Here is a 20,639-nt window from a genome sequence, read left to right on the forward strand (position 1 = left end):
ATTCTATTATTATTTATAAAAGCCCTTTGATTAGGGCTTTTATTTTTTAAAACGTTTTTAAAATGAATATAACTCACATTCATAGTTTGTTTTTAAAATGCAATTCAGTTTCAATTGACACGCGCAAAATAGAAACGAATTCCTTATTTGTAGCCATAAAAGGGGAACGATTTGACGCCAATACTTTTGCCAAAGAAGCCCTCGAAAAAGGAGCTGCTTACGTTATAATAGACAACAAAGACTATTTTATTGACGACCGAACGATCCTAGTAGCAAACAGTCTAACTACACTGCAAGAATTAGCCAAATTTCATAGAAGTTATTTAAATCTCCCCATAATTGCGCTTACTGGTAGTAACGGAAAAACAACAACCAAAGAATTAATTTTTGCGGTTCTGTCCAGAAAATACAACACCAAAGCTACTGTTGGTAACTTAAACAATCACATAGGTGTTCCTTTAACGCTGCTCTCCTTTACCTCTCAAACCGAAATTGGAATTGTAGAAATGGGCGCCAATCACAAAAAAGAAATCGCTTTTTTATGCGAATTAGCAAAACCAGATTTTGGTTATATTACTAATTTCGGCAAAGCACATTTAGAAGGATTTGGAGGAGTTGAAGGAGTTATTATCGGAAAAAGCGAAATGTATGACTATCTTTATAGCACTAACAAAATGGCATTTGTAAACCTTGAAGACCCTATTCAGGTAGCAAAATCTGCTTTGTTAAAGTCGTTTACCTTTGGAATAAATAAATCCAATGCGGCTGTAAATATAACTGCTATAAAAGCGAATCCATTTGTATCGATTCAATTTTCAGACCTCACTATAACAACACACTTGATTGGACTTTATAATGCAAATAATATAAATGCAGCACTTACAATGGGCAACTATTTCAAAGTTCCTACTTTAGATTGCAAAGCAGCATTAGAAAATTATATTCCAGAAAACAATCGATCTCAATTAGTCACCAAGGGCAGTAATGAGATAATTCTGGATGCTTATAATGCCAATCCAAGTAGTATGGCGGTGGCAATAGAAAATTTTTTACAGTTAGAAAGTCCCAATAAAAAAATCATATTGGGTGACATGTTTGAACTAGGCGAGGAAAGTCTTGAAGAACATAAAGCCATCGTTACACTATTGTACAAGGCAAAAAACATTCATTGCTTTTTTATAGGAAACGCATTTTTTCAAAATCAATTGGCTCAAAACAATTTTTATTTTTACGATTCATTTGAAGCTTTTTCGGTTTATTTAGAGCACAATAAAATAGAAAATAGTACTATTTTGATAAAAGGTTCACGCGGAATGGCGTTAGAAAGAACATTGGATTTTTTATAACAAAGGCTTCATGACTAAATAAGTCGAAAGTTTTAATGTCGTAAAGTCAAAAGAAGCAATTATTATCAATAATAACTCAAAATCAATCTATTACTCCATTTTGTCTGATTTTTAAAACACGACATCATACGATGATTGTTAAGTAAGTCGAAAGTTTTAATGTCGTAAAGTCAAAAGAAGCAATTATTATCAATAATCACTCAAAATCAATCTATTACTCCATTTTGTCTGATTTTTAAAACACGACATCATACGATGATTGTTACTTAATTGTTCAGGTGTTTTTACTAAAAAAAGTTGCACTATTTATTTGTGCGCTTTTTATCATCAATAATCTACAATTTTTTCAGTTGTAACTTGAATCAAATGAAGTAGAAATATTTGTGAAATAGAACAAAAAAATCCAAATTACAACAGTATTCGTTGTAATTTGGATTTTTACTATTTCTGGGAAGGACTTATTTTCCTTTATTTGCTTCTGTGATATATCTTTCCAAAGCCATTGTCATTGAAGGAGTTTCAGGAGTTGGAGCGAGAATATCAATGCGCAATCCATGATCCAGAGCTTCTTTTTGAGTAGTACTACCAAAAACGGCTATTCGAGTGTTGTTTTGTTCAAAATCTGGAAAATTTTTATACAATGATTTTATACCAGTTGGACTGAAAAAAGCCAAAACATCATAATAGACATCCGCTAAATCAGACAAATCACTCATTACTGTTTTATAAAAAGTTGCTGGAGTCCAGTCTACTTTTAAAGCATTCAACGTAATTGGAGCATCAGCATTCAATTGATCTGAAGCGGGTAGTAGGAATTTTTCGTCTTTGTATTTTTTAATCAATGGCGATAAATCAGCAAAATCTTTTGGACCTACATAAATTTTGCGTTTGCGGTAAACTACATATTTTTGTAAATAAAAAGCAATCGCTTCTGATTGACAAAAATATTTTAACCCTTCAGGAACTTTAAAACGCATTTCGTCTGCAACTCTAAAGAAATGATCTACGGCATTTCGGCTTGTTAAAATGATTGCGGTGTAGTTGTTAAGATCGATTTTTTGTAATCGAATCTCTTTGGCGCTAACTCCTTCTACATGAATAAAAGGTCTGAAATCAATTTTTACCTTATGCTTTAGTTGAAGCTCAAAGTATGGAGAATTTTCCACTTTAGGCTCTGGTTGTGACACCAAAATTGTTTTCACTTTCATATAATGACATTTTCTAAGTATTCCTTTTTGTAAACCAATAATACAAAAAATAATAGGGGGCTATTTCAAGAGTGCAAAGATATAAAATAAAATAAAACAACTTACTTAATATTAAATTTTGATAGTTTTTTATTGCAATCAAATAAGTTAGCACGTTTACAGCTACCAGAAGACAAGTAATATAGAGTGGAAAATTAGCGGTTATAGTATCAAAATAAAAGAATATAATATCTACAGGTAAGATAATTAAGCCAATATAAGTTCGATACGTGACTTTCTTTAGATTAAATTGCTCTACAAATTCCTCTATTCCAAAAGCGGTAGCTATTATTTTTTCGATTAAAAATTTAGCTAGAATAAAGAAAATAAGCAATGTAAAAAGCTGAATGAACAACATCCAATCCGTTTTTGAAGCATAACCGGCATAACTCAATAACAATTGCACGAAAAATGTGAACGAAACTACTTGTACTAAAAATAAGGATACGGTAAAACTACTCATCAAATGACTACTGTCTTTGTAGATTTTGGTATATTTATCGGAGTAGATTAATCGCAAAAAATCGCCAAATCTATTTTCCGAAATGGACTTGGTAATTGCGATAACGGCAAAGGATACGACAAACAAAACGGTTGCCCAGTCTTTGTTCTCTGTTATTCTCAAATGAAGTACGTTTTCAATCATAGTTCACAAAATTACTAATTTTTTATATCAATCTTTTTATTATAAATTTATTATGAATCAAATGGCATAAAAAGTTTACTTTTGCGTTGAAATTACTCAAAAAATATGAATGATTGTATTGTTATAATTCCTACCTATAACGAGATTGAGAACATCGAAAGCATTATTAGAGCAGTGCTATCACAACACAAGCTTTTTCATGTCCTTATTATTGACGACAATTCACCGGATCATACTGCTGATAAAGTCAAAGTGCTTCAATCTGAATTTAAAGGTAGATTATTTTTAGAACAAAGAGCCAAGAAATCAGGTTTAGGGACGGCGTATGTTCATGGTTTTAAGTGGGCTTTGTCACATAAATACGAATTTATTTTCGAGATGGATGCTGATTTTTCGCACAACCCAAATGATTTGGAAAAACTGTATGATGCCTGCCATTTTGGAGGAGCACATCTAGCTATTGGCTCTCGATATGTTACGGGAGTAAATGTGGTTAACTGGCCTTTAAGTCGAGTTTTGATGTCGTATTTTGCCTCGGTTTATGTCAGGATTATTACGGGGATGAAAATCCACGACGCCACAGCGGGATTTGTGTGTTACAAAAGACAAGTATTAGAAAAAATAAATTTAGATAAGATCAAATTTGTAGGTTACGCTTTTCAGATAGAAATGAAATACCGAACCTATTGCAGTAAATTTGCCATTACCGAAGTGCCTATTATTTTTACCGATAGAACCAAAGGGGTTTCTAAAATGAGCAATTCGATTATTATAGAAGCCGTTTTTGGAGTAATAGCACTTCGATTAAGAAAATTAATCAACACCTTGTAAGAAAGATAAAATGAATAGGATTTTAATTAAGAATGCCAAGATTGTAAATGAAGGAGTAATTTTTGAAGGAGATGTATTAATTGAAGAGGACATTATTGTTGAAATTTCAGAGAGTATTAGTGCCAAATCTTCGAATTGTAAAATTATTGATGCCGAGGGGAATTATCTAATCCCAGGCGCAATAGACGATCAAGTGCATTTTAGAGAACCCGGATTAACGCATAAAGGCGATATTGAATCAGAGTCAAGAGCTTCCGTTGCTGGAGGAATCACCTCTTTTATCGAGCAACCCAACACGATTCCGAATGCGGTTACCCAAGAAATATTGGAACAAAAATACCAAATTGCTGCGCAAAACTCCTATGCGAATTATTCGTTTATGATGGGAGCAACCAATGATAATTTAGACGAAATTCTTAAAACAAATCCAAAAAATGTTGCGGGAATAAAAATATTTTTAGGCTCCTCAACAGGAAACATGTTGGTCGACAACGAAGCCACTTTAGAAAAAATATTCTCTAGTACTCCTATGCTTATAGCCGTACATTGTGAGGATGAAGCGACCATAAAAAACAATTTAGAAAAATACAAAGCCGAATATGGCGAGGACGTTCCAGTAACAGTTCATCACTTAATTAGAAGCGAAGAGGCGTGTTATATTTCGTCTTCGAAAGCAGTTGCTTTGGCCAAAAAAACAGGTGCAAGATTGCATATTTTTCATCTTTCGACTGCCAAAGAAATGGATTTGTTTACCAATAAAATTCCTTTGGAAGACAAGAAAATTACTGCCGAAGTTTGCGTGCATCATTTATGGTTTACCAATGACGATTACGCCACCAAAGGCAATCTTATCAAATGGAATCCAGCGGTAAAAACTGCTAACGACCGGAAAGTGCTCTGGGAAGCCTTGCTCGATGATCGCATTGACGTTATCGCTACGGATCATGCACCACACACCATCGACGAGAAAAAATTGCCGTATCTCTCTGCGCCATCTGGTGGCCCATTAGTACAACATGCGGTTGTGGCTATGTTTGAGGGTTTTCATAAAGGAAAAATTAGTGTTGAAAAAATAGTCGAAAAGATGTGTCATAATCCCGCTAAAATTTTCAAAATCGAAAGGCGTGGTTTTATAAAAGTAGGGTATTATGCGGATTTAGTTATTGTAAATTCAGGATTGCCTTGGAGCGTAAAAAAAGAAAATATTTTAGCCAAATGTGGTTGGTCTCCTTTTGAAGGATTTACCTTTAAGTCGAGAATTACACATACTTTTGTAAACGGACAATTGGTTTATACCGCTTTTAAAGTAAAAGAAATTCGAGCCGGAAAACGATTATTATTTGATAGATAGCATAAAATGAAGCAACTTATAGTATTTTTTATTCTAGTTTTCTCGTTGTCAGGTTGTAAGGAGGAAGCTATTAAAAAACCAAAAGACCTTATCGAAAAAAAGGTCATGGTCGATATATTGTATGATTTATCCCTTCTAGAAGCTTCAAAATATCAAAATTTAGGAAAAATAGGGAATAAAAAAGTAAGTCCTAGTCAATTTATTTACAATAAATACAAAACAGATAGCATTCAAGTTCTCAAAAGCAACATGTATTACGCCTCAAATATCGAAGCATACAAAGCCATGTTTGATGAAATTGGCACTCGATTGAATGCTAAAAACAAAGAAATAGAAGCTGTGGTAAAAGCAAAAAGCAAAATCAAACAAGCAGCTTCAAAAAGAGCTTCGGATTCTATTAGTAGGCAAACAAAGCAAATTCGGTAGCAAAAAACTACTTTTTCATATTGATTATTTCTTTTATATAGTCAGGGATGGCTTTGAAATTGGGATTGATAACGCTTTTTATCTTTTGATTGGAATACAACTCTTTTGAGTAGGATGCTTTTGCAGTAGCTCGTGTTAATTTTCTCTTTTGTTGAAAAACCACCGACAATAACCAATCGATGCGACAGAAAATTTCCATCATAAACGGACTCGCCTCATTGGTTGGTCTTTTTACTTGATACGCATCGGCGATGGAATTTAAAATGTCACGAAAAACATAATTATCGGCTATTAAAGTGAATCTTTCGTTGCTGATTTCACTTTTCATTAATTGAAATAAAATCCTAACAACATCCGTAACCGCAACAAAACCGGTGTTTCCTGATGTATAAAACGAAAGTCCATTTTTTATTTTTGTAAAAAGTAAACCACTTCCCTGTTCCCAAAATCCGGGGCCAAGTATCACGCCAGGATTAACAACAAGGACTTGTAAACCCTCTTGTTGCCCGCGCCAAATTTCCATTTCGGCACCATATTTAGAAATGGCATAATCGCTATGCAGTTTTTCGGGATTCCATTCTGTTTCTTCTGTTATTTCTTTTTCGTACGTTGCTTTGTCGCCAAGTGCAGCGATTGAACTCACATAACACAGTTTTTTAACCCCATTTGCAAGACAAAAATTGACAATATTTGCCGTTCCTTCGATGTTGATTTTTCTAATTGCGTCTTCCTCTTTTGGATCAAATGAAATCAAGGCCGCACAATGATAGACATGAGTTATGCCAAGAAAGGCTTTTTCCAAAGTTGGAATATCAGTAATATCAGCGGGTAACCATTCGACAGCAGCGAACAAAGCTGTTTTTTGATACAAATCAAATAGAGATTTGGTTTTTTGGATGCTTTCAAGATTTCGATAAATGGCACGAACTTGTTTTTCATTTTCTACCAAATGAAGTAGTAAATGCGCACCAACCAATCCTGTTCCTCCTGTAACTAATACCATGTGGCTAATTTACGAATTACCAATTAGGAATTGCGATTTTTTTTGGATTAACGGACTAAAGAAATAACCGATTCAACATTAAATTTTATCTTTGCCAAAATTAGATACTTTAAGAATGAAAAATATTATTTCCGAATTGCAATGGCGTGGCTTGGTTCATGACATCATGCCAGGAACCGAAGAGCAATTACTCAAAGAAATGACAACGACCTACATTGGGTTTGACCCCACGTCAGATTCGTTGCATATTGGGAGTTTAGTTCCTATTATTTTGTTGGTGCATTTAAAAAACTTTGGCCACAAACCCATCGCATTAGTAGGTGGCGCAACAGGAATGATAGGTGATCCATCAGGCAAATCAGACGAGCGAAATTTATTGGACGAAGCTACTTTGAATCATAATGTAGAGGGTATAAAAAGTGTTCTCTCTCGCTTTTTAGACTTTAATGCTACTGATAACAATGCGGCAGTATTGGTGAATAATTACGATTGGATGAAGGAGTTGTCCTTTATCAATTTTGCGCGTGATGTGGGCAAAAGAATCACCGTAAACTATATGATGGCAAAGGATTCGGTCAAAAAACGTTTGGCTGGCGAAGGCGAAGGAATGTCCTTTACCGAGTTCACATACCAATTAATTCAAGGCTACGATTTTTATCATTTGCACAAAGAATACAACTGTTTGCTACAAATGGGCGGTAGTGATCAATGGGGAAATATCACTACAGGAACCGAGTTGGTTCGTAGAATGAATGTGGGAGAAGAGGCCAAAGCGTATGCAATGACGTGTCCTTTGATTACAAAAGCGGATGGTTCTAAATTCGGAAAATCCGAAGGTGGTAACGTTTGGCTAACCGCCGATAAAACTTCGGTGTACACTTTTTATCAATTTTGGTTGAACACCACGGATGTTGATGCCGAAAAATATATTAAAATCTTTACTTTTCTGGACAAAGAAACCATTGAAGCATTGATAGAAGAGCATCAAAAAGCACCACATTTAAGGGTTTTACAACGAAAATTAGCCGAAGAACTTACGATTTTTGTTCACTCGGCAGCCGAATTAGAAAAAGCCATAAAAGCATCGAACATCCTTTTTGGAAATGCCACAGCAGCCGATTTAAAGCAACTAGACGAAACTACTTTTCTAGAAGTTTTTAATGGTGTTCCACAAGCCGAAATTCAAAAAGACACTCTCGAGGCAGGAATAGATATCATTACCGTTTTGAACGAGAAAACTGGTTTTTTCAAATCAAATGGGGAAGCAAGACGTGCCTTAACTGCTAATTCTATATCGGTAAATAAAGAAAAAGTAACGGAGAGTTTTGTCCTTTCGGCAAATGAGTTAATTAACAATCAGTTTGTATTGTTGCAAAGCGGGAAGAAAAATTATTTTGTGATTCGAGTTAAATAAATTTATAACTTTACTTGAAATAAAAACTATGGAAACTCAATTTTTGACTGACGAAAAAGGAAATAGGACAGCTGTTTTGTTGCCCATAAAAAAATACAACAAATTACTCGAAAAATTGGAAGATTTAGAAGATGTTCGCCTTTATGATGAAGCCAAAAGAGAGGATGACGGGTATCGAATAGCTATAGATGAAGCATTTAAAATTATTGAAGAAAAGCGAAAAACAGCAAAATAATGGTTTACACTATTGAATTTAGAACTAAAGTGTTAAAAGCTTTAATCAAAATTAATGAGCCTTATTATTCCGCAATCAAAAAACAAATTTATAGTTTAGCAGAAAACCCTCGACCGCAAGGTTATAGAAAACTTAAAGGTAGAAAAGGATATAGAATTCGTGTTGGAGATTACAGAGTTATCTATGAAATTTTTGATGAAATACTACTAATTGATGTTGTTGATTTAGGTCATAGAAAAGAGATTTATGAATAGCTAAACAACCATCAAGTTACACCCACGAATATCACTTGTGTCAAAACGTCCCAATACTTCAAATGTGGTATTGGGATATTTTTTGCCCAAGTCTTGTGTGGCGATAAAGGAACAGGAATTGATATTGGCCAAATCAATCACATTAATACCGCCCGTTTTTCCTTCTTTTACATAAGCCAAAGCATCTTGCGTATCGCGAATGTGTACTTGCATCCAGCTAGGACATTCAAAAATACCGTCCCCCAATGAGTAGGCTTGTGAAAGCAACTCGGTCATGCCGTATTCCGAGTGAATGCTTGAAACACCAAAACCAGCACACAGTTGCTCGTGTAATTCCTCCCGAATCATTTCTTTGCGTTTGCCTTTCATACCACCTGTCTCCATGATAATGGTGTTTTGCAATTGCAATTTTTCCTTTTCGATTAAATCCAATAACGCATACGTAACCCCAATCAAAATCACATTTTGGCCCGAAGCGTCTAAAGGAATCAATTTTTTGATCAATTCTTCGTGGTCGTGCAAGTAAAAACCACTTTCGGGATGATTAGAGGATTGAATCAAATCTTCGACCATATAAATTAAGGAAGAACCTTCTCTTTCTAGATACGAAGGGAGTAATGCCAGCACAACATAATCCTGAATGCCGCCATAAAATTGCGAAAATCCTGATCGATAGCTTTCCTCATACAAAGTGCGGTCAGTAACTAGATGTTTACTGATAAACACTCCAGTGGTACCGCTACTGGTAAAGGTTTCTTGAATGGGATTGCTATTTGAAACTACAGCGTGCGTTTTGAAAAACTGAATGGGCAAAAAAGGTATCTCTCGAATCGATTTTACTTTTTGAACGTCGGTTTTTAATAAATTACAAAATTCATGGTATGGAATATTGTTTTCGTATTGAAACCGAAAGACTTTCAAGGCTATTTTTTCAAATTGCTTTTGGTTCGAAATGGTAAATATATCGCTGGCTGTAATCAAGTTTTTTTGGCAAAGGTATCAATAAATACATTTTTGCGATTTAGAATCGGAAGAATTATTTTTTGAACAAAAAAAAGCTCCAATCAATGTTGGAGCTTTCGGTATGTGAATTGTTAATTATCGTATTATGAGTTTTCTTGTGGCTGATGCATCGTTTTCGCTAATTTTTATAATGTAAACACCAGGAGTTAAATTTCCAACGTTCAATTCTTTTGAACTCAAAACAGTTTGAAGTACTTTTTTACCCAAAACATCAAAAATAATGATTTCTTTGTCCGTGTCACTTTTGGAGGTAACATATACTTTACCGTTGCTCACAGGATTAGGATACAAGTTTAATCCCTCAATTGCGGTGGATTCTTGTAGCTTTGGTTGTTGTTTACTTTCTTGAGCAGTAGCTTTTGTTGTAAAAAAGAACCCCAATAAAATAACAATATAAAAGTAGTTTTTTATCATCAGATTGTTTTGTTATGGTAAAGATATAAAAAAACATTTCAAAAGTGATACCAAAATAGCGTAAAATGCGTTGGTGTTTCTTTTTTTGTAAAAAAATTAACAGTTGCGTTTTTGAAATGGCTTTTTTAGGCCGTTGCAAATTTACTTATTTCGGCGTATTTGTGCTAATTGTTAAATGTTACTAAAGTGTTACCAATCCGTTAATTTATCTAAACAGGGATCAGTCCTTTGTTGCTTTTACTTTATATTTACATGTTGAAAATAATCAATGCGATTGCCATTCCTATGAAAAAAAGAAATACAAAGATTTTGCTAGTAGACGACGAACCGGATATTTTAGAAATTGTAGGTTATAATCTAGCACAAGAAGGATACCAAATATTTACGGCAGCCAACGGGAAACTAGCCATACAAGTTGCTAAAAAAGAAGTTCCTGACCTTATTATAATGGACGTTATGATGCCAGAAATGGACGGTATGGAAGCTTGTGAGCACATCCGGAAAATTCCAGAATTAAGCCATGTCATTATTACGTTCCTAACTGCGAGAAGCGAAGATTATTCGCAAGTGGCTGGATTTGATGCTGGAGCCGATGATTATATAACCAAGCCTATTAAACCAAAATTACTAGTAAGCAAAGTTAAAGCATTGTTAAGACGCTTGAAAGAACAAGAGCAAAATAGCGAAACGCTAAACGTGGGTGGTATAGAAATAAATAGAGAAGAATATAAAATTGTAAAAGATAATATCGAAATTTCATTACCTAGGAAGGAGTTTGAATTGTTCTATTTATTGGCTTCAAAACCAGGAAAAGTATTCAAGCGCGATGAGATTTTGGATAAAGTTTGGGGTAACGAAGTTGTAGTTGGCGGTAGAACGATCGATGTTCACATCCGGAAACTTCGAGAAAAAATAGGCGAAGATCTTTTTAAAACCATCAAAGGAGTTGGCTATAAATTTGAGGTGTAATTTTACAAACCTTCCTTAATTATTAAATGCCATTTTAGAAACCTACCTTTAAATGGTATACATTTGTTTTTATTACTGTAAAAACAAAAACTCACAAGTGAATGAAAATAAGTTTTAAAAAAACCTATAAATTCGCTGTTAAATCAGCCTTATACATTAGTTTATTCGCCACAGGATTTGTAATGCTGTTGGCGACTTTTGTATTTAAAACCACAGCACATACCGTATTTTTATTTGGTGCTATTTTTATATTCATAACCTATATTTTCTCTTTTATTGTTTTGCAATATAGAGTGGAGCGTTTTATTTATAGGAGAGTCAAGAAAATCTACGACGATGTATCGCTTTTGGAATCCAGCACCTTCATTAACAAACCCATTACTACGGATATGGAGACGCTTACTCGAGAAGTAAAAAAGTTTGCAACCGATAAAAAACTTGAAATCGAGATGCTTCAAGTTAGAGAAGAATATCGTAGAGAATTTTTAGGAAACGTATCTCATGAGTTAAAAACGCCTTTGTTTACAGTTCAGGGTTATTTATCTACACTTATAGATGGCGCCATGGAAGATAAATCCATTAGGAAGAAATACTTGAAACGCGCAGAAAAAGGAGTAGAACGCTTAATTTATATCGTGGAGGATTTGGATATGATTACCAAATTAGAATCGGGGGACTTGAATTTAGAATTTTCGGATTTCGATATTGTAGATTTGATTCAAAACGTTTTTGATTTGTTAGAAATGAAAGCCGATAAAAAGAAAATCACACTTTCGTTCGAGAATTACCACATTCAGCCCACTTTTGTAAATGGCGACAAAGACAAAATCCAACAAGTAGTCGAGAACTTGATTGTAAACTCGATAAAATATGGTAAAATTGGCGGTTCATCCGAAATTGCAATTGTGAATTTAACTCCAAAGAAAGTCTTGGTTAGGGTGACCGATAATGGGGAAGGAATCGAAAAGCAAAACATACCACGCCTCTTTGAACGTTTTTACCGAGTTGACAAAAGCGGTTCTCGATCAGAAGGTGGTTCTGGTTTAGGACTCGCCATTGTTAAGCACATTATAGAAGCCCACAAAGAAAAGATTTATGTAGAGAGCGAATTTGGCATTGGCTCCGAGTTTTCCTTTACATTAGAAAAAATGGCTCATTCTTAAGATAGCGTTCATTTTTAAGGTACAATTGTTAATATCGTGTAAATCTATTGTTATTTTAAATGTTTTTATATCAAAAAACAAAAAATAAGGCTAATCTAATTCATTATAATCAACATAAAAAATCTCAAATAAATATTTAATAATAACTTATTGCGAACATAATATTAGATTAACAATTACTTAACATTGCTGTATGATATTTGCACTGTAAAAATTAATCTAAATAATACACAATGAAAAAAATTGCAGTTGCGTTTTTAATAGTAGGTGCCTCATGGATGGCTAATGCACAAGACGTAAAAAATGATTCCATAAAAACGGTATCTATCGATTCGTTAAAAGAAACAGTTGATGCACATTCAATGAAGTTTGCAGGACTAGAAGAAAGATTAGCCACATCTGATGCTACTCTTGATAAAGTAGCAAAAGTTAAATTTTCAGGTTACCTCCAGGCACAGTATGAAATGTATAATTACCAAGACAATATTGGGCCAGGGCCTTCTACAAAGGAAGTACCAGTTACCAATTCCTTTTTTATCAGACGAGCTCGTGTTAAATTAACTTACGAACCAGTAACTGGAGCTGTTTTTGTTATTCAACCTGACTATGCTTTTGACAAAGTAACATTAAGAGATGCTTACGTACAATTAAACGATAAATGGTTGGAAACTTTTAAATTGTTCCTTGGTCAATTCAATAGAACTAGTTATGAAGTTGAATTTTCTTCTAGATCCAGAGAACTTTTAGAAAGAAGCAGAATGTCTGGTATTTTATATCCTCAAGAAAGAGATTTAGGAGCAAAAATAGAAGCTGATTTTCAAACAAAATATGCCATTCCTTTTAAATTCCAAATGGCTGTTTTTAATGGTAATTACGGAGAAGGTTCTTTGACCAACAATTTAAGAGACGTAGACAGCAAAAAGGATGTTATGCTTCGTGGAGTATATTCGTTAAGTTTTCCGTCAAAAGGTTTAGGAATTGACTTTGGAGCACACACATACCTTGGTAATACAACAGTATTGCAAGCAGGGACTTTTAGTGATCAAAACAACCAAAATTTTACCGCAAAAATTGGCGATAGTTTTCAAAAAAGATGGTTTGCCGGAGAGTTAAGAGTTTTTTATGACTTTCTTGGTGGAATGTCCTTCAAATCTGAATTCATAAAAGGAACAATTTCAGGTGAAAAAGGGACTACACTTTCGCCTATAGCCAATAGCAATCCAAGTTTCAATTTTAATGGAATTCGAGATTTTACTGGATATTACGCTACAATTGTAAAAAATATTGGTAAGAACAATCAATTAGCAGTTCGTTATGATAATTGGGATCCAAACAATCATTTGTCTGGAAATGCTGTCACAATAAAAGAAGATTTAAAATACAAAACATGGGCTTTTTCATGGCAATATTTTTATGACGAAAATGTAAAAATCGTTGCTGGTTACACTTTGCCAATAAATGAAAAAAGCACTACTGTAGGTGGAGATTACACAAGAGACAAATTAGACAATACATTTACAATTCGTATTCAAGCAGGATTCTAAAAAAAAATATCACTTTAAAAAATGAAAATGAAAACAAAAAAAACAATACTAGGAATAGCTTTATTAGCAATTGCTGTTGTAGCATTATCCTTTACTACTGTATCTAAAATAACCGTTAAAGGTTCTGATACTATGGTTATTTTATCTCAAAAATGGGCGGAAGTGTACATGAAAAAAAATCCAAGTGCTATCATTCAAGTAACTGGTGGTGGATCAGGTGTAGGTATCGCAGCGTTAATTAATGGTTCGACAGATATTGCTAATTCAAGTCGCCCAATGAAACCGTCAGAATTAGAGAAATTAAAAGCCCGTTACAGTACTTTAGGAGTAGAAATCCCTTGTGCCAAAGATGGTATTTCTATTTACATTAACAAAGCCAATGGTGTTTCGGAACTTACTGTAAAACAAATTGGACAAATATTTGCAGGTCAAATTACCAACTGGAAACAAGTAGGTGGTGTAGATGCAAATATCAAATTATACGGAAGAGAAAGCAGTTCAGGAACATTTGTTTACTTCAAAGACAATGTGGTAAAAACAGATTATTCTCCAAGTTGTCAAACCTTACCAGGAACAGCTGCAATTGTAAATGCTGTTAAAAAAGATAAATTTGGAATTGGATACGGTGGTGCTGCTTACGCAGAAGGCGTGAAAGACTGTAAAGTAAAAAAAGACGATAAAAGTCCTGCTTATGCTCCAACAGCCGAGACGATTAAAAACAGAACCTACCCAATCTCAAGGTATTTATATATGTATCTTAAATCGAGACCAACGGGAGAGACCAAAGCATTTATTGATTGGATTTTAAGCCCAGAAGGTCAAAAGGTTATTGAAGGAATTGGTTATTTCCCAGTAAAATAAAAAGTATAAAAATTCCTTGTTGATTCTTTCAACAAGGAATTTTGAATTTAAAACCATTTTAAAATCAATCAAAATGAAAGTAGCAAAATTAAAATTAGCAGCGTTTTTAGTAGTCGTTATTGCTGTTGGGTTCTCCTTTACAACTGTTGAAAAAGTTACCGTAAAAGGATCTGACACCATGGTTGTTTTGTCGCAAAAATGGGCGGAAGTCTATATGCAAACACATCCTAATGCCATTATTCAAGTGACTGGTGGTGGGTCAGGAGTTGGTTTGTCAGCACTTTTAAATGGAACTACTGATATTGCAAATGCAAGTCGTCCTATTAAACCTGCCGAAGTAGAGAAATTAGTCGCATCGTTTAAAACCAAAGGAATCGAAATCCCTTGTGCCAAAGATGGTTTATCAGTTTTTCTAAACAAAGCAAATCGTGTTTCGGAACTTACAATTGACCAACTGGGTGCTATTTATTCAGGAAAAATAACCAATTGGAAAGAAGTGGGTGGCGATGATCAAAACATTCAATTGTATGGACGTGAAAGTAGTTCAGGAACCTTTGAATTTTTTAAAGAACATGTCGTGAAAACTGATTTTTCTCCAAGATGTCAAACCCTACCAGGAACAGCTGCGATTGTAAATGCAGTAAAAAAAGACAAATACAGTATTGGTTATGGTGGAGCCGCTTACGCCGAAGGAGTAAAGGATTGTAAAGTAAAAAAAGATGCCAAAAGCAAAGGGTTTTATCCTACCGCAGCTACCATAAAAAACAAGACCTACCCTATTTCTAGGTACTTATACATGTATTTAAGGAAAAGACCAACCGGTGAAACCAAAGCTTTTATCGATTGGATTTTAAGCCCAAAAGGACAACAATTGGTTGTTGAACAAGGCTATTTTCCTTTAAAATAATAAAAACTTCAACTATCCCTTGTAAATCAATTTTACTAGGGATAGTTTTGTATTTAAAAAATATGAATTCTTAAAGAAAGCAAATGAATTCCCAATTCCCAGTTAATCCAAGTTTTACCAAAGAAAGTCTTAAAAAACAGTTTCGACTTTCTGAATTTTTGGCCGAAAAAATTATTTCATCAGTTGCCTTTTTGTCGATTGCCATTATTTTTTTAATTTTTATTTTTGTTTTCAAAGAATCCTTACCATTATTTAGTTTTGGTTCTGATGCAAAAGCAAAAACAGAGATTCAAGGAACTGCTAAACCAGAAAGTTATGGTGGCACCACAACCGAAGAATTAAAACCAGAATCCTATGGATCAGAACCGGTTTCTAATGCCGATTTGAAACCAGAAACTTACGGATCAGATCCCGTTTCTACCGAAGATCTTAAACCAGAAACCTATGGCGATGTAAAAGCCGAAACTCCTGAAACTACAGCGACCGAAACTCCTGAAGCTGTTTCAGAAAATAATGAAGGAGCTGATAAAACATGGAGTACCTTTTTTACAACGGAGTGGGTTCCAGTATCCGAAAATCCAAGATTTGGATTAATAGGATTGTTAATAGGAACATTAAAAGTGACTGTAATAGCGATGTTAATTGCTGGACCATTGGCTATTTTAGCCGCACTTTATACCTCTTGTTTCGCTTCTAAACGAGCCAAAGAAATTATAAAACCCATTATAGAAATGTTAGCCGCTTTTCCATCAGTAGTTATTGGATTTTTTGCTTTAATGGTTTTGGCTACTTTCTTTCAAAGTATTTTTGGTTATGAATCCCGATTAAATGCTTTTATTGGAGGTGTGGCAATGGCTTTGGCAGCAATTCCTATCATATACACCATTTCCGAAGATGCCTTGTCAGCGGTTCCTAAAACTTTTACCGAAGCTAGTTTGGCCTTGGGAGCGAGCAAATGGCAAACGGCTTTTTTTGTAACTTTGCCAGCGGCAACGCCAGGTATTTTTGCAGCATTACTTTTAGGTGTTGGTCGTGTTTTTGGTGAAACAATGATTGCGCTTATGGCAACAGGAAATGCGGCATTATTGTCCTCAAATCCTTTTGAAAGTGTGCGAACTTTTGCTGCAACTATTGGGTCAGAAATGGCTGAAACTGTTTTTGGTGAAACCCATTATAGTGTGTTGTTTTTTATTGGGTCATTACTCTTTATATTCTCTTTTGCTCTAAATGCAGTTGCAGAGTTTTATGTAAAAGGAAAGTTGATCAAAAAATTTCAAGGAAAATAAATCATGGATAAAGTTAATATTGAATTAGAAAACCAATTTTTTTCATCCGAAAAAAAGGGTTCAGATATAAAAGGTAAATTTTTTGTTGGAGTAACACAACTAGCAGTTTTCATCATAATTGCGGTACTCTTTATCATTCTTGGCATCATTGTTTATCAAGGTAGAGCCAAGTTTTCTTGGGAATTTATCTCCTCATTTCCTACTAACGGTATGACCGAAGGCGGGATTCTTCCAGCCTTAATAGGAACATTTATTTTAGTAATTGTGATGTCTATAGCTGCAGTTCCTTTTGGGACAATTACAGCCATTTATTTAACAGAATATGCTAGCGAGAATTCAAAATTTGCTGCAGCCGTTCGGTTTTCAGTGCGAACATTAGCTGTTGTTCCTTCTATTATTTTTGGGCTTTTTGGACTTGGGTTCTTCATACAATTTTTAGGAGCAGGTGTAGATACTGCTTTCAATGGTGGCGAATTGCGATGGGGACAACCTAATATCCTATGGGCAAGTTTGACAATGTCCTTATTGACACTTCCAGTAATTATTGTATCCGTAGAGGAAGCACTCAAAACAATTCCAAGAGAATTGCGAGAAGCTAGTTTAGCGCTTGGTGCGACTAAATGGCAAACTATAAAACAAGTGGTGCTACCTGGTTCTGTTTCTGGAATTATGACAGGCACAATTCTAGCTGTAAGCCGTGGCGCTGGTGAGGTTGCACCTATTTTATTTACTGGCGCAGCGTATTATCTTGCCACTTTACCTGGATCCTTAAGTGATCAATTCATGAATTTAGGATATCACATTTACATCATGTCCACCCAATCTTCGGATGTAGAAAAAACAATGCCCATTCAATTTGCAACCACATTAGTTTTATTACTTTTAACATTGTCCTTAAATTTAGTAGCTGTAGTTATTAGATCTAGAATCAGAAGAAGAGCAAAATAATTGTAAAATCAGCAAAAATTTATTATTTTAGACTTAACAATAAAAAAATGAAAGATATAAAAATACACGTAAATGACTTGTCATTGTATTACGGAGAAAAAAAAGCATTAAAAGAAATTTCGATGCAAATTCCAGCCAATAAAGTTACTGCTTTGATTGGCCCTTCGGGATGTGGGAAATCTACTTTTTTGAGATGTATAAATCGAATGAATGATTTGATTCCAAGTGTTCGCATTACTGGCGAAATGCTAGTAGAAGGAATTGATATTTATGATAAAAATGTAGATGTTGTCAATATTAGAAAAAAAATAGGAATGGTTTTTCAAAAATCAAATCCTTTTCCAAAATCTATTTATGAAAACATTGCCTATGGACCCAAAATTAATGGGTTAAAGGACAAAACACAATTGGACGAAATTGTCGAAGTTTCATTGCGTCAAGCTGCAATTTGGGACGAAGTAAAAGATAGATTAGGCGATTCGGCATTAGGACTTTCTGGTGGTCAGCAACAGCGGTTGTGCATTGCCAGAACATTGGCGGTTAGCCCAGACATTATCCTAATGGATGAACCTGCAAGTGCTTTGGATCCTATTTCGACTTCAAAAATCGAAGAATTGGTGCATCAATTAAAAGAGCAATACACCATTATTATTGTAACACACAATATGCAACAGGCAGCTAGAACTAGTGATCATACTGCTTTCTTTTACATGGGCGAATTGATAGAAATGGGCAAAACAAATACTATTTTTACCAAACCATTACAAAAACAAACAGAAGATTATATAACAGGTAGATTTGGATAATAATTCTAAAATAGGTATATTACAATCTTTAAAATTATAAAAAACATGGCTACATATTTTGAAATAGAATTAGATAAATTAAAAAGCGTTATCCAAAAAATTGGTGTTTTAGCAGAAATCCAAGTTGGCGAGGCGATAAAAGCAGTACTTTCTGAACCAATTTCGGAAGGAAAGGAAGTAAAGAAAAACGAACACAAAATTGACAAATTAGATATTAAAATTGATGAAATTTGTCAAAGTATTTTTGCGTTGCAACAACCAGTTGCTTCAGATTTACGTTTTATTATGTCGGCAATGCAAATTAGTAATGAAATGGAACGAATTGGAGATTTGTCCATGAGCATTATAAAAAAAACCAAAAGTATTAAGGACAAACACGACCTTATAACTACTTTTTCGATTGCTGATGTTGCCCGACAAGTAGAATTGATTATGACTAAAACCAATGAGTGTTTTTTGACAAGAGATGAAAATACGATTGGCGAAATCTTTGTTATGAACAAATCAATCAAGAACAAATGCGATGATGCTATTCATGCCATCATCAATGAAATGAAAGTGAATTCTAAAGTAGTGGTTTCTGGAACGAATTTAGTAATGGTTCTAAAACATTTAGAGCGCATTTCAGAGCACAGTACTAATATAGCTGAATATGTTTACTTTATGATTAATGCCAAAATCATCAAACATGAAAAATTTGAAGATTTAAATACAGAAAATTAAAAACCTCATAGCTTTAGTATTTTATACTAAAAAGTAATTGGTTCAAGTTTAAAAAAGGGCACTTTATGCTACCCTTTTTTAAACTTTTTTGGTATAATAACCCTTTGTAAAATCAAATGTTTTACAACAAGTTTGATCATTGTATAAACTCTCATTCTGTAAACATTAAACAAGCAGTCATACAATTTAAAGAGTCTATCAAAAAATTAATTACTAATTCCTTCTACCTCCTAAATAAATAGAAACATAATATAACAATGTTGCAACTGATCCTAAAGCCGCAACTACATAAGTTCTAGCTGCCCATTTTAAAGAATCCTCTGCACCTACATATTCTGAAGGGTTCAATATTTTTTTGTTTTTTAACCAAGCCAGAGCCCTATCACTAGCATCATATTCTACTGGCAAAGTAATTATTGAAAATAATGTTGTTACAGCAAAAATCAGTATCCCAATTAATAACAACTGCGGAAATGTACGAAGCATTAAAATTCCAGCCAATAAAGTCCATTGCATATAACTTGAAGCAACATTTACAATAGGCACTAGTTGCGAGCGCATAGTGAGCCATTGATACCCTAGAGCATGCTGTACTGCGTGCCCACATTCATGAGCAGCAACAGCCGCAGCAGCGGCATTCCGTTGGTTGTAAACAGCTTCACTTAAGTTTACCGTTTTATCTACTGGATTGTAATGATCAGTTAATTGTCCTGGGATAGAAATTACACGCACGTCTTGAATACCATGATCTGAAAGCATTTTTCGAGCAATTTCGGAGCCAGACATTCCGTTTTGCAATTGAAATTTAGAATAATATTCAAATTTGTTTTTCAGTCTTGAACTAACCAACCAACTGAATAACATAATTATACCAGCTAGAATCAAATAACTCATTCCCATTTTGTTTGTTTTAAATTTTATAAAGATAATCAAATTGTGAACCATACTATTTAGGATGTCATTTTGACATTGCTGTCAATAAGATACGAATACAACAAGACTCAAACCCAATATTCAAAAAGCATACAATCTAACACAAGACCTGCGCAATATCTTTGAAAAGACAACAGACAAAATAATCGGATTTGCAAAATTAGCCAAATGGCACGAAAAAGTAAATCAATCTGGATTCAAGTCTTTTAATACAATATCTCGAACAATAATCAATCATCCCCAAACCATATTAAATTATTTTGATGACAGGAGTACAAATACATCGTAAGTAATCATTCAATACTAAAA

The 20,639-nt window shown here is 34.2% G+C and carries 22 protein-coding genes and 1 pseudogene; 17 read left to right on the top strand and 6 right to left on the bottom strand.

All coding sequences use genetic code 11. From position 1 onward, the window contains the following. Positions 1-62: 62 nt before the first annotated feature. Positions 63-1,346 carry a UDP-N-acetylmuramoyl-tripeptide--D-alanyl-D-alanine ligase gene (locus FNW21_RS14375; protein ID WP_144257450.1) on the top strand — a complete coding sequence of 428 codons (1,284 nt, stop codon included), beginning with the start codon at positions 63-65 and terminating at the stop codon, positions 1,344-1,346. A 458-nt stretch (positions 1,347-1,804) separates the two neighbouring features. Here FNW21_RS14375 and FNW21_RS14380 read toward each other — a convergent pair whose 3' ends face one another. Together FNW21_RS14380 and FNW21_RS14385 are read right to left on the bottom strand one after the other, a co-directional pair. Continuing rightward, positions 1,805-2,554, bottom strand: coding sequence for a uroporphyrinogen-III synthase (locus FNW21_RS14380; RefSeq protein WP_144257451.1), 750 nt, complete (start codon positions 2,552-2,554; stop codon positions 1,805-1,807). A gap of 13 nt (positions 2,555-2,567) precedes the next feature. After that, entirely contained in the window at positions 2,568-3,239 is a 672-nt protein-coding gene (locus FNW21_RS14385) for a DUF4271 domain-containing protein (protein WP_144257452.1), read from the bottom strand. 105 nt (positions 3,240-3,344) lie between these two features. Between FNW21_RS14385 and FNW21_RS14390 the strand changes: the two genes are divergently transcribed. From FNW21_RS14390 to FNW21_RS14400, 3 genes are read left to right on the top strand one after another with little or no spacing between them, the layout of a single operon-like run. Further along, complete coding sequence (locus tag FNW21_RS14390; protein ID WP_144257453.1) at positions 3,345-4,070, top strand: polyprenol monophosphomannose synthase; 726 nt, start codon at positions 3,345-3,347, stop codon at positions 4,068-4,070. A 10-nt stretch (positions 4,071-4,080) separates the two neighbouring features. Then, entirely contained in the window at positions 4,081-5,421 is a 1,341-nt protein-coding gene (locus tag FNW21_RS14395) for a dihydroorotase (RefSeq protein WP_144257454.1), read from the top strand. Between the two features lie 6 nt (positions 5,422-5,427). Next, positions 5,428-5,847 (top strand): DUF4296 domain-containing protein, encoded by a 420-nt coding sequence (locus tag FNW21_RS14400; protein ID WP_144257455.1) that lies wholly within the window; start codon positions 5,428-5,430, stop codon positions 5,845-5,847. A gap of 7 nt (positions 5,848-5,854) precedes the next feature. Here FNW21_RS14400 and FNW21_RS14405 read toward each other — a convergent pair whose 3' ends face one another. Beyond that, a complete protein-coding gene (locus FNW21_RS14405) occupies positions 5,855-6,850 on the bottom strand; it encodes an NAD-dependent epimerase/dehydratase family protein (protein ID WP_144257456.1) in 996 nt (331 codons plus the stop codon). A 115-nt stretch (positions 6,851-6,965) separates the two neighbouring features. Between FNW21_RS14405 and tyrS the strand changes: the two genes are divergently transcribed. The 3 genes from tyrS to FNW21_RS14420 are packed head-to-tail and all read left to right on the top strand — an operon-like array spanning position 6,966 to position 8,753. Then, the gene (gene tyrS, locus FNW21_RS14410; RefSeq protein WP_144257457.1) at positions 6,966-8,264 is read left to right on the top strand and encodes a tyrosine--tRNA ligase; all 1,299 of its coding nucleotides are present in this window, start codon (positions 6,966-6,968) and stop codon (positions 8,262-8,264) included. A gap of 28 nt (positions 8,265-8,292) precedes the next feature. Further along, entirely contained in the window at positions 8,293-8,499 is a 207-nt protein-coding gene (locus FNW21_RS14415) for a hypothetical protein (RefSeq protein ID WP_144257458.1), read from the top strand. Beyond that, on the top strand, positions 8,499-8,753 hold the full coding sequence (locus tag FNW21_RS14420; protein ID WP_144257459.1) for a type II toxin-antitoxin system RelE family toxin: 255 nt from the start codon (positions 8,499-8,501) through the stop codon (positions 8,751-8,753). Before FNW21_RS14415 ends, FNW21_RS14420 begins: the two co-directional genes overlap by 1 nt. On the opposite strand, the gene FNW21_RS14425 is transcribed toward FNW21_RS14420, so the two are convergent. Both FNW21_RS14425 and FNW21_RS14430 read right to left on the bottom strand, forming a co-directional pair. Next, complete coding sequence (locus FNW21_RS14425; RefSeq protein ID WP_144257460.1) at positions 8,754-9,734, bottom strand: LuxE/PaaK family acyltransferase; 981 nt, start codon at positions 9,732-9,734, stop codon at positions 8,754-8,756. Between the two features lie 117 nt (positions 9,735-9,851). Continuing rightward, positions 9,852-10,190: a T9SS type A sorting domain-containing protein gene (locus FNW21_RS14430; protein ID WP_144257461.1), complete on the bottom strand. Its 339-nt coding sequence runs from the start codon at positions 10,188-10,190 to the stop codon at positions 9,852-9,854. Positions 10,191-10,475: 285 nt separating this feature from the next. On the opposite strand from FNW21_RS14430, the gene FNW21_RS14435 reads away from it, so the two are divergent. The 9 genes from FNW21_RS14435 to phoU all read left to right on the top strand — a co-directional run bounded on the left by FNW21_RS14435 (position 10,476) and on the right by phoU (position 19,397). Beyond that, positions 10,476-11,159, top strand: coding sequence for a response regulator transcription factor (locus tag FNW21_RS14435; RefSeq protein WP_144257472.1), 684 nt, complete (start codon positions 10,476-10,478; stop codon positions 11,157-11,159). Between the two features lie 101 nt (positions 11,160-11,260). Beyond that, the gene (locus FNW21_RS14440) at positions 11,261-12,322 is read left to right on the top strand and encodes a sensor histidine kinase (protein WP_144257462.1); all 1,062 of its coding nucleotides are present in this window, start codon (positions 11,261-11,263) and stop codon (positions 12,320-12,322) included. A gap of 233 nt (positions 12,323-12,555) precedes the next feature. Continuing rightward, positions 12,556-13,866 (top strand): porin family protein, encoded by a 1,311-nt coding sequence (locus tag FNW21_RS14445; protein WP_144257463.1) that lies wholly within the window; start codon positions 12,556-12,558, stop codon positions 13,864-13,866. A gap of 27 nt (positions 13,867-13,893) precedes the next feature. Then, positions 13,894-14,727, top strand: a complete 834-nt coding sequence (locus FNW21_RS14450; protein WP_144257464.1) for a PstS family phosphate ABC transporter substrate-binding protein — start codon at positions 13,894-13,896, stop codon at positions 14,725-14,727. 73 nt (positions 14,728-14,800) lie between these two features. Next, positions 14,801-15,634, top strand: coding sequence for a phosphate ABC transporter substrate-binding protein (locus tag FNW21_RS14455; protein ID WP_144257465.1), 834 nt, complete (start codon positions 14,801-14,803; stop codon positions 15,632-15,634). Between the two features lie 83 nt (positions 15,635-15,717). Then, positions 15,718-16,920 carry a phosphate ABC transporter permease subunit PstC gene (gene pstC / locus FNW21_RS14460; RefSeq protein WP_144257466.1) on the top strand — a complete coding sequence of 401 codons (1,203 nt, stop codon included), beginning with the start codon at positions 15,718-15,720 and terminating at the stop codon, positions 16,918-16,920. 3 nt (positions 16,921-16,923) lie between these two features. Continuing rightward, positions 16,924-17,868, top strand: coding sequence for a phosphate ABC transporter permease PstA (gene pstA, locus FNW21_RS14465; protein ID WP_144257467.1), 945 nt, complete (start codon positions 16,924-16,926; stop codon positions 17,866-17,868). Positions 17,869-17,915: 47 nt separating this feature from the next. Then, positions 17,916-18,674, top strand: coding sequence for a phosphate ABC transporter ATP-binding protein PstB (gene pstB, locus FNW21_RS14470; protein WP_144257468.1), 759 nt, complete (start codon positions 17,916-17,918; stop codon positions 18,672-18,674). A gap of 45 nt (positions 18,675-18,719) precedes the next feature. Beyond that, positions 18,720-19,397, top strand: coding sequence for a phosphate signaling complex protein PhoU (gene phoU, locus FNW21_RS14475; RefSeq protein WP_144257469.1), 678 nt, complete (start codon positions 18,720-18,722; stop codon positions 19,395-19,397). A gap of 213 nt (positions 19,398-19,610) precedes the next feature. Here the strand turns inward: phoU and FNW21_RS14480 are convergent, their stop codons facing one another. Further along, positions 19,611-20,297, bottom strand: a complete 687-nt coding sequence (locus FNW21_RS14480) for a zinc metallopeptidase (protein ID WP_144257470.1) — start codon at positions 20,295-20,297, stop codon at positions 19,611-19,613. Positions 20,298-20,403: 106 nt separating this feature from the next. Here FNW21_RS14480 and FNW21_RS14485 point away from each other — a divergent pair. Beyond that, positions 20,404-20,619, top strand: a pseudogene (locus tag FNW21_RS14485) (transposase); the annotation flags it as partial. Positions 20,620-20,639: the final 20 nt, after the last annotated feature.

The sequence above is a fragment of the Flavobacterium restrictum genome, assembly GCF_007097245.1.
Lineage (GTDB): Bacteria > Bacteroidota > Bacteroidia > Flavobacteriales > Flavobacteriaceae > Flavobacterium > Flavobacterium restrictum.

Coding starts and splice junctions, on each gene's coding strand:
- pstC (WP_144257466.1), top strand. CDS start 15,718: ATGAATTCCCAATTCCCAGTTAATCCAAGTTTTACCAAAGAAAGTCTT.
- FNW21_RS14450 (WP_144257464.1), top strand. CDS start 13,894: ATGAAAACAAAAAAAACAATACTAGGAATAGCTTTATTAGCAATTGCT.
- FNW21_RS14455 (WP_144257465.1), top strand. CDS start 14,801: ATGAAAGTAGCAAAATTAAAATTAGCAGCGTTTTTAGTAGTCGTTATT.
- FNW21_RS14380 (WP_144257451.1), bottom strand. CDS start 2,554: ATGAAAGTGAAAACAATTTTGGTGTCACAACCAGAGCCTAAAGTGGAA.
- FNW21_RS14395 (WP_144257454.1), top strand. CDS start 4,081: ATGAATAGGATTTTAATTAAGAATGCCAAGATTGTAAATGAAGGAGTA.
- FNW21_RS14400 (WP_144257455.1), top strand. CDS start 5,428: ATGAAGCAACTTATAGTATTTTTTATTCTAGTTTTCTCGTTGTCAGGT.
- FNW21_RS14415 (WP_144257458.1), top strand. CDS start 8,293: ATGGAAACTCAATTTTTGACTGACGAAAAAGGAAATAGGACAGCTGTT.
- phoU (WP_144257469.1), top strand. CDS start 18,720: ATGGCTACATATTTTGAAATAGAATTAGATAAATTAAAAAGCGTTATC.
- tyrS (WP_144257457.1), top strand. CDS start 6,966: ATGAAAAATATTATTTCCGAATTGCAATGGCGTGGCTTGGTTCATGAC.
- FNW21_RS14405 (WP_144257456.1), bottom strand. CDS start 6,850: ATGGTATTAGTTACAGGAGGAACAGGATTGGTTGGTGCGCATTTACTA.
- FNW21_RS14445 (WP_144257463.1), top strand. CDS start 12,556: ATGAAAAAAATTGCAGTTGCGTTTTTAATAGTAGGTGCCTCATGGATG.
- FNW21_RS14430 (WP_144257461.1), bottom strand. CDS start 10,190: ATGATAAAAAACTACTTTTATATTGTTATTTTATTGGGGTTCTTTTTT.
- pstA (WP_144257467.1), top strand. CDS start 16,924: ATGGATAAAGTTAATATTGAATTAGAAAACCAATTTTTTTCATCCGAA.
- pstB (WP_144257468.1), top strand. CDS start 17,916: ATGAAAGATATAAAAATACACGTAAATGACTTGTCATTGTATTACGGA.
- FNW21_RS14375 (WP_144257450.1), top strand. CDS start 63: ATGAATATAACTCACATTCATAGTTTGTTTTTAAAATGCAATTCAGTT.
- FNW21_RS14390 (WP_144257453.1), top strand. CDS start 3,345: ATGAATGATTGTATTGTTATAATTCCTACCTATAACGAGATTGAGAAC.
- FNW21_RS14385 (WP_144257452.1), bottom strand. CDS start 3,239: ATGATTGAAAACGTACTTCATTTGAGAATAACAGAGAACAAAGACTGG.
- FNW21_RS14420 (WP_144257459.1), top strand. CDS start 8,499: ATGGTTTACACTATTGAATTTAGAACTAAAGTGTTAAAAGCTTTAATC.
- FNW21_RS14440 (WP_144257462.1), top strand. CDS start 11,261: ATGAAAATAAGTTTTAAAAAAACCTATAAATTCGCTGTTAAATCAGCC.
- FNW21_RS14435 (WP_144257472.1), top strand. CDS start 10,476: ATGAAAAAAAGAAATACAAAGATTTTGCTAGTAGACGACGAACCGGAT.
- FNW21_RS14480 (WP_144257470.1), bottom strand. CDS start 20,297: ATGGGAATGAGTTATTTGATTCTAGCTGGTATAATTATGTTATTCAGT.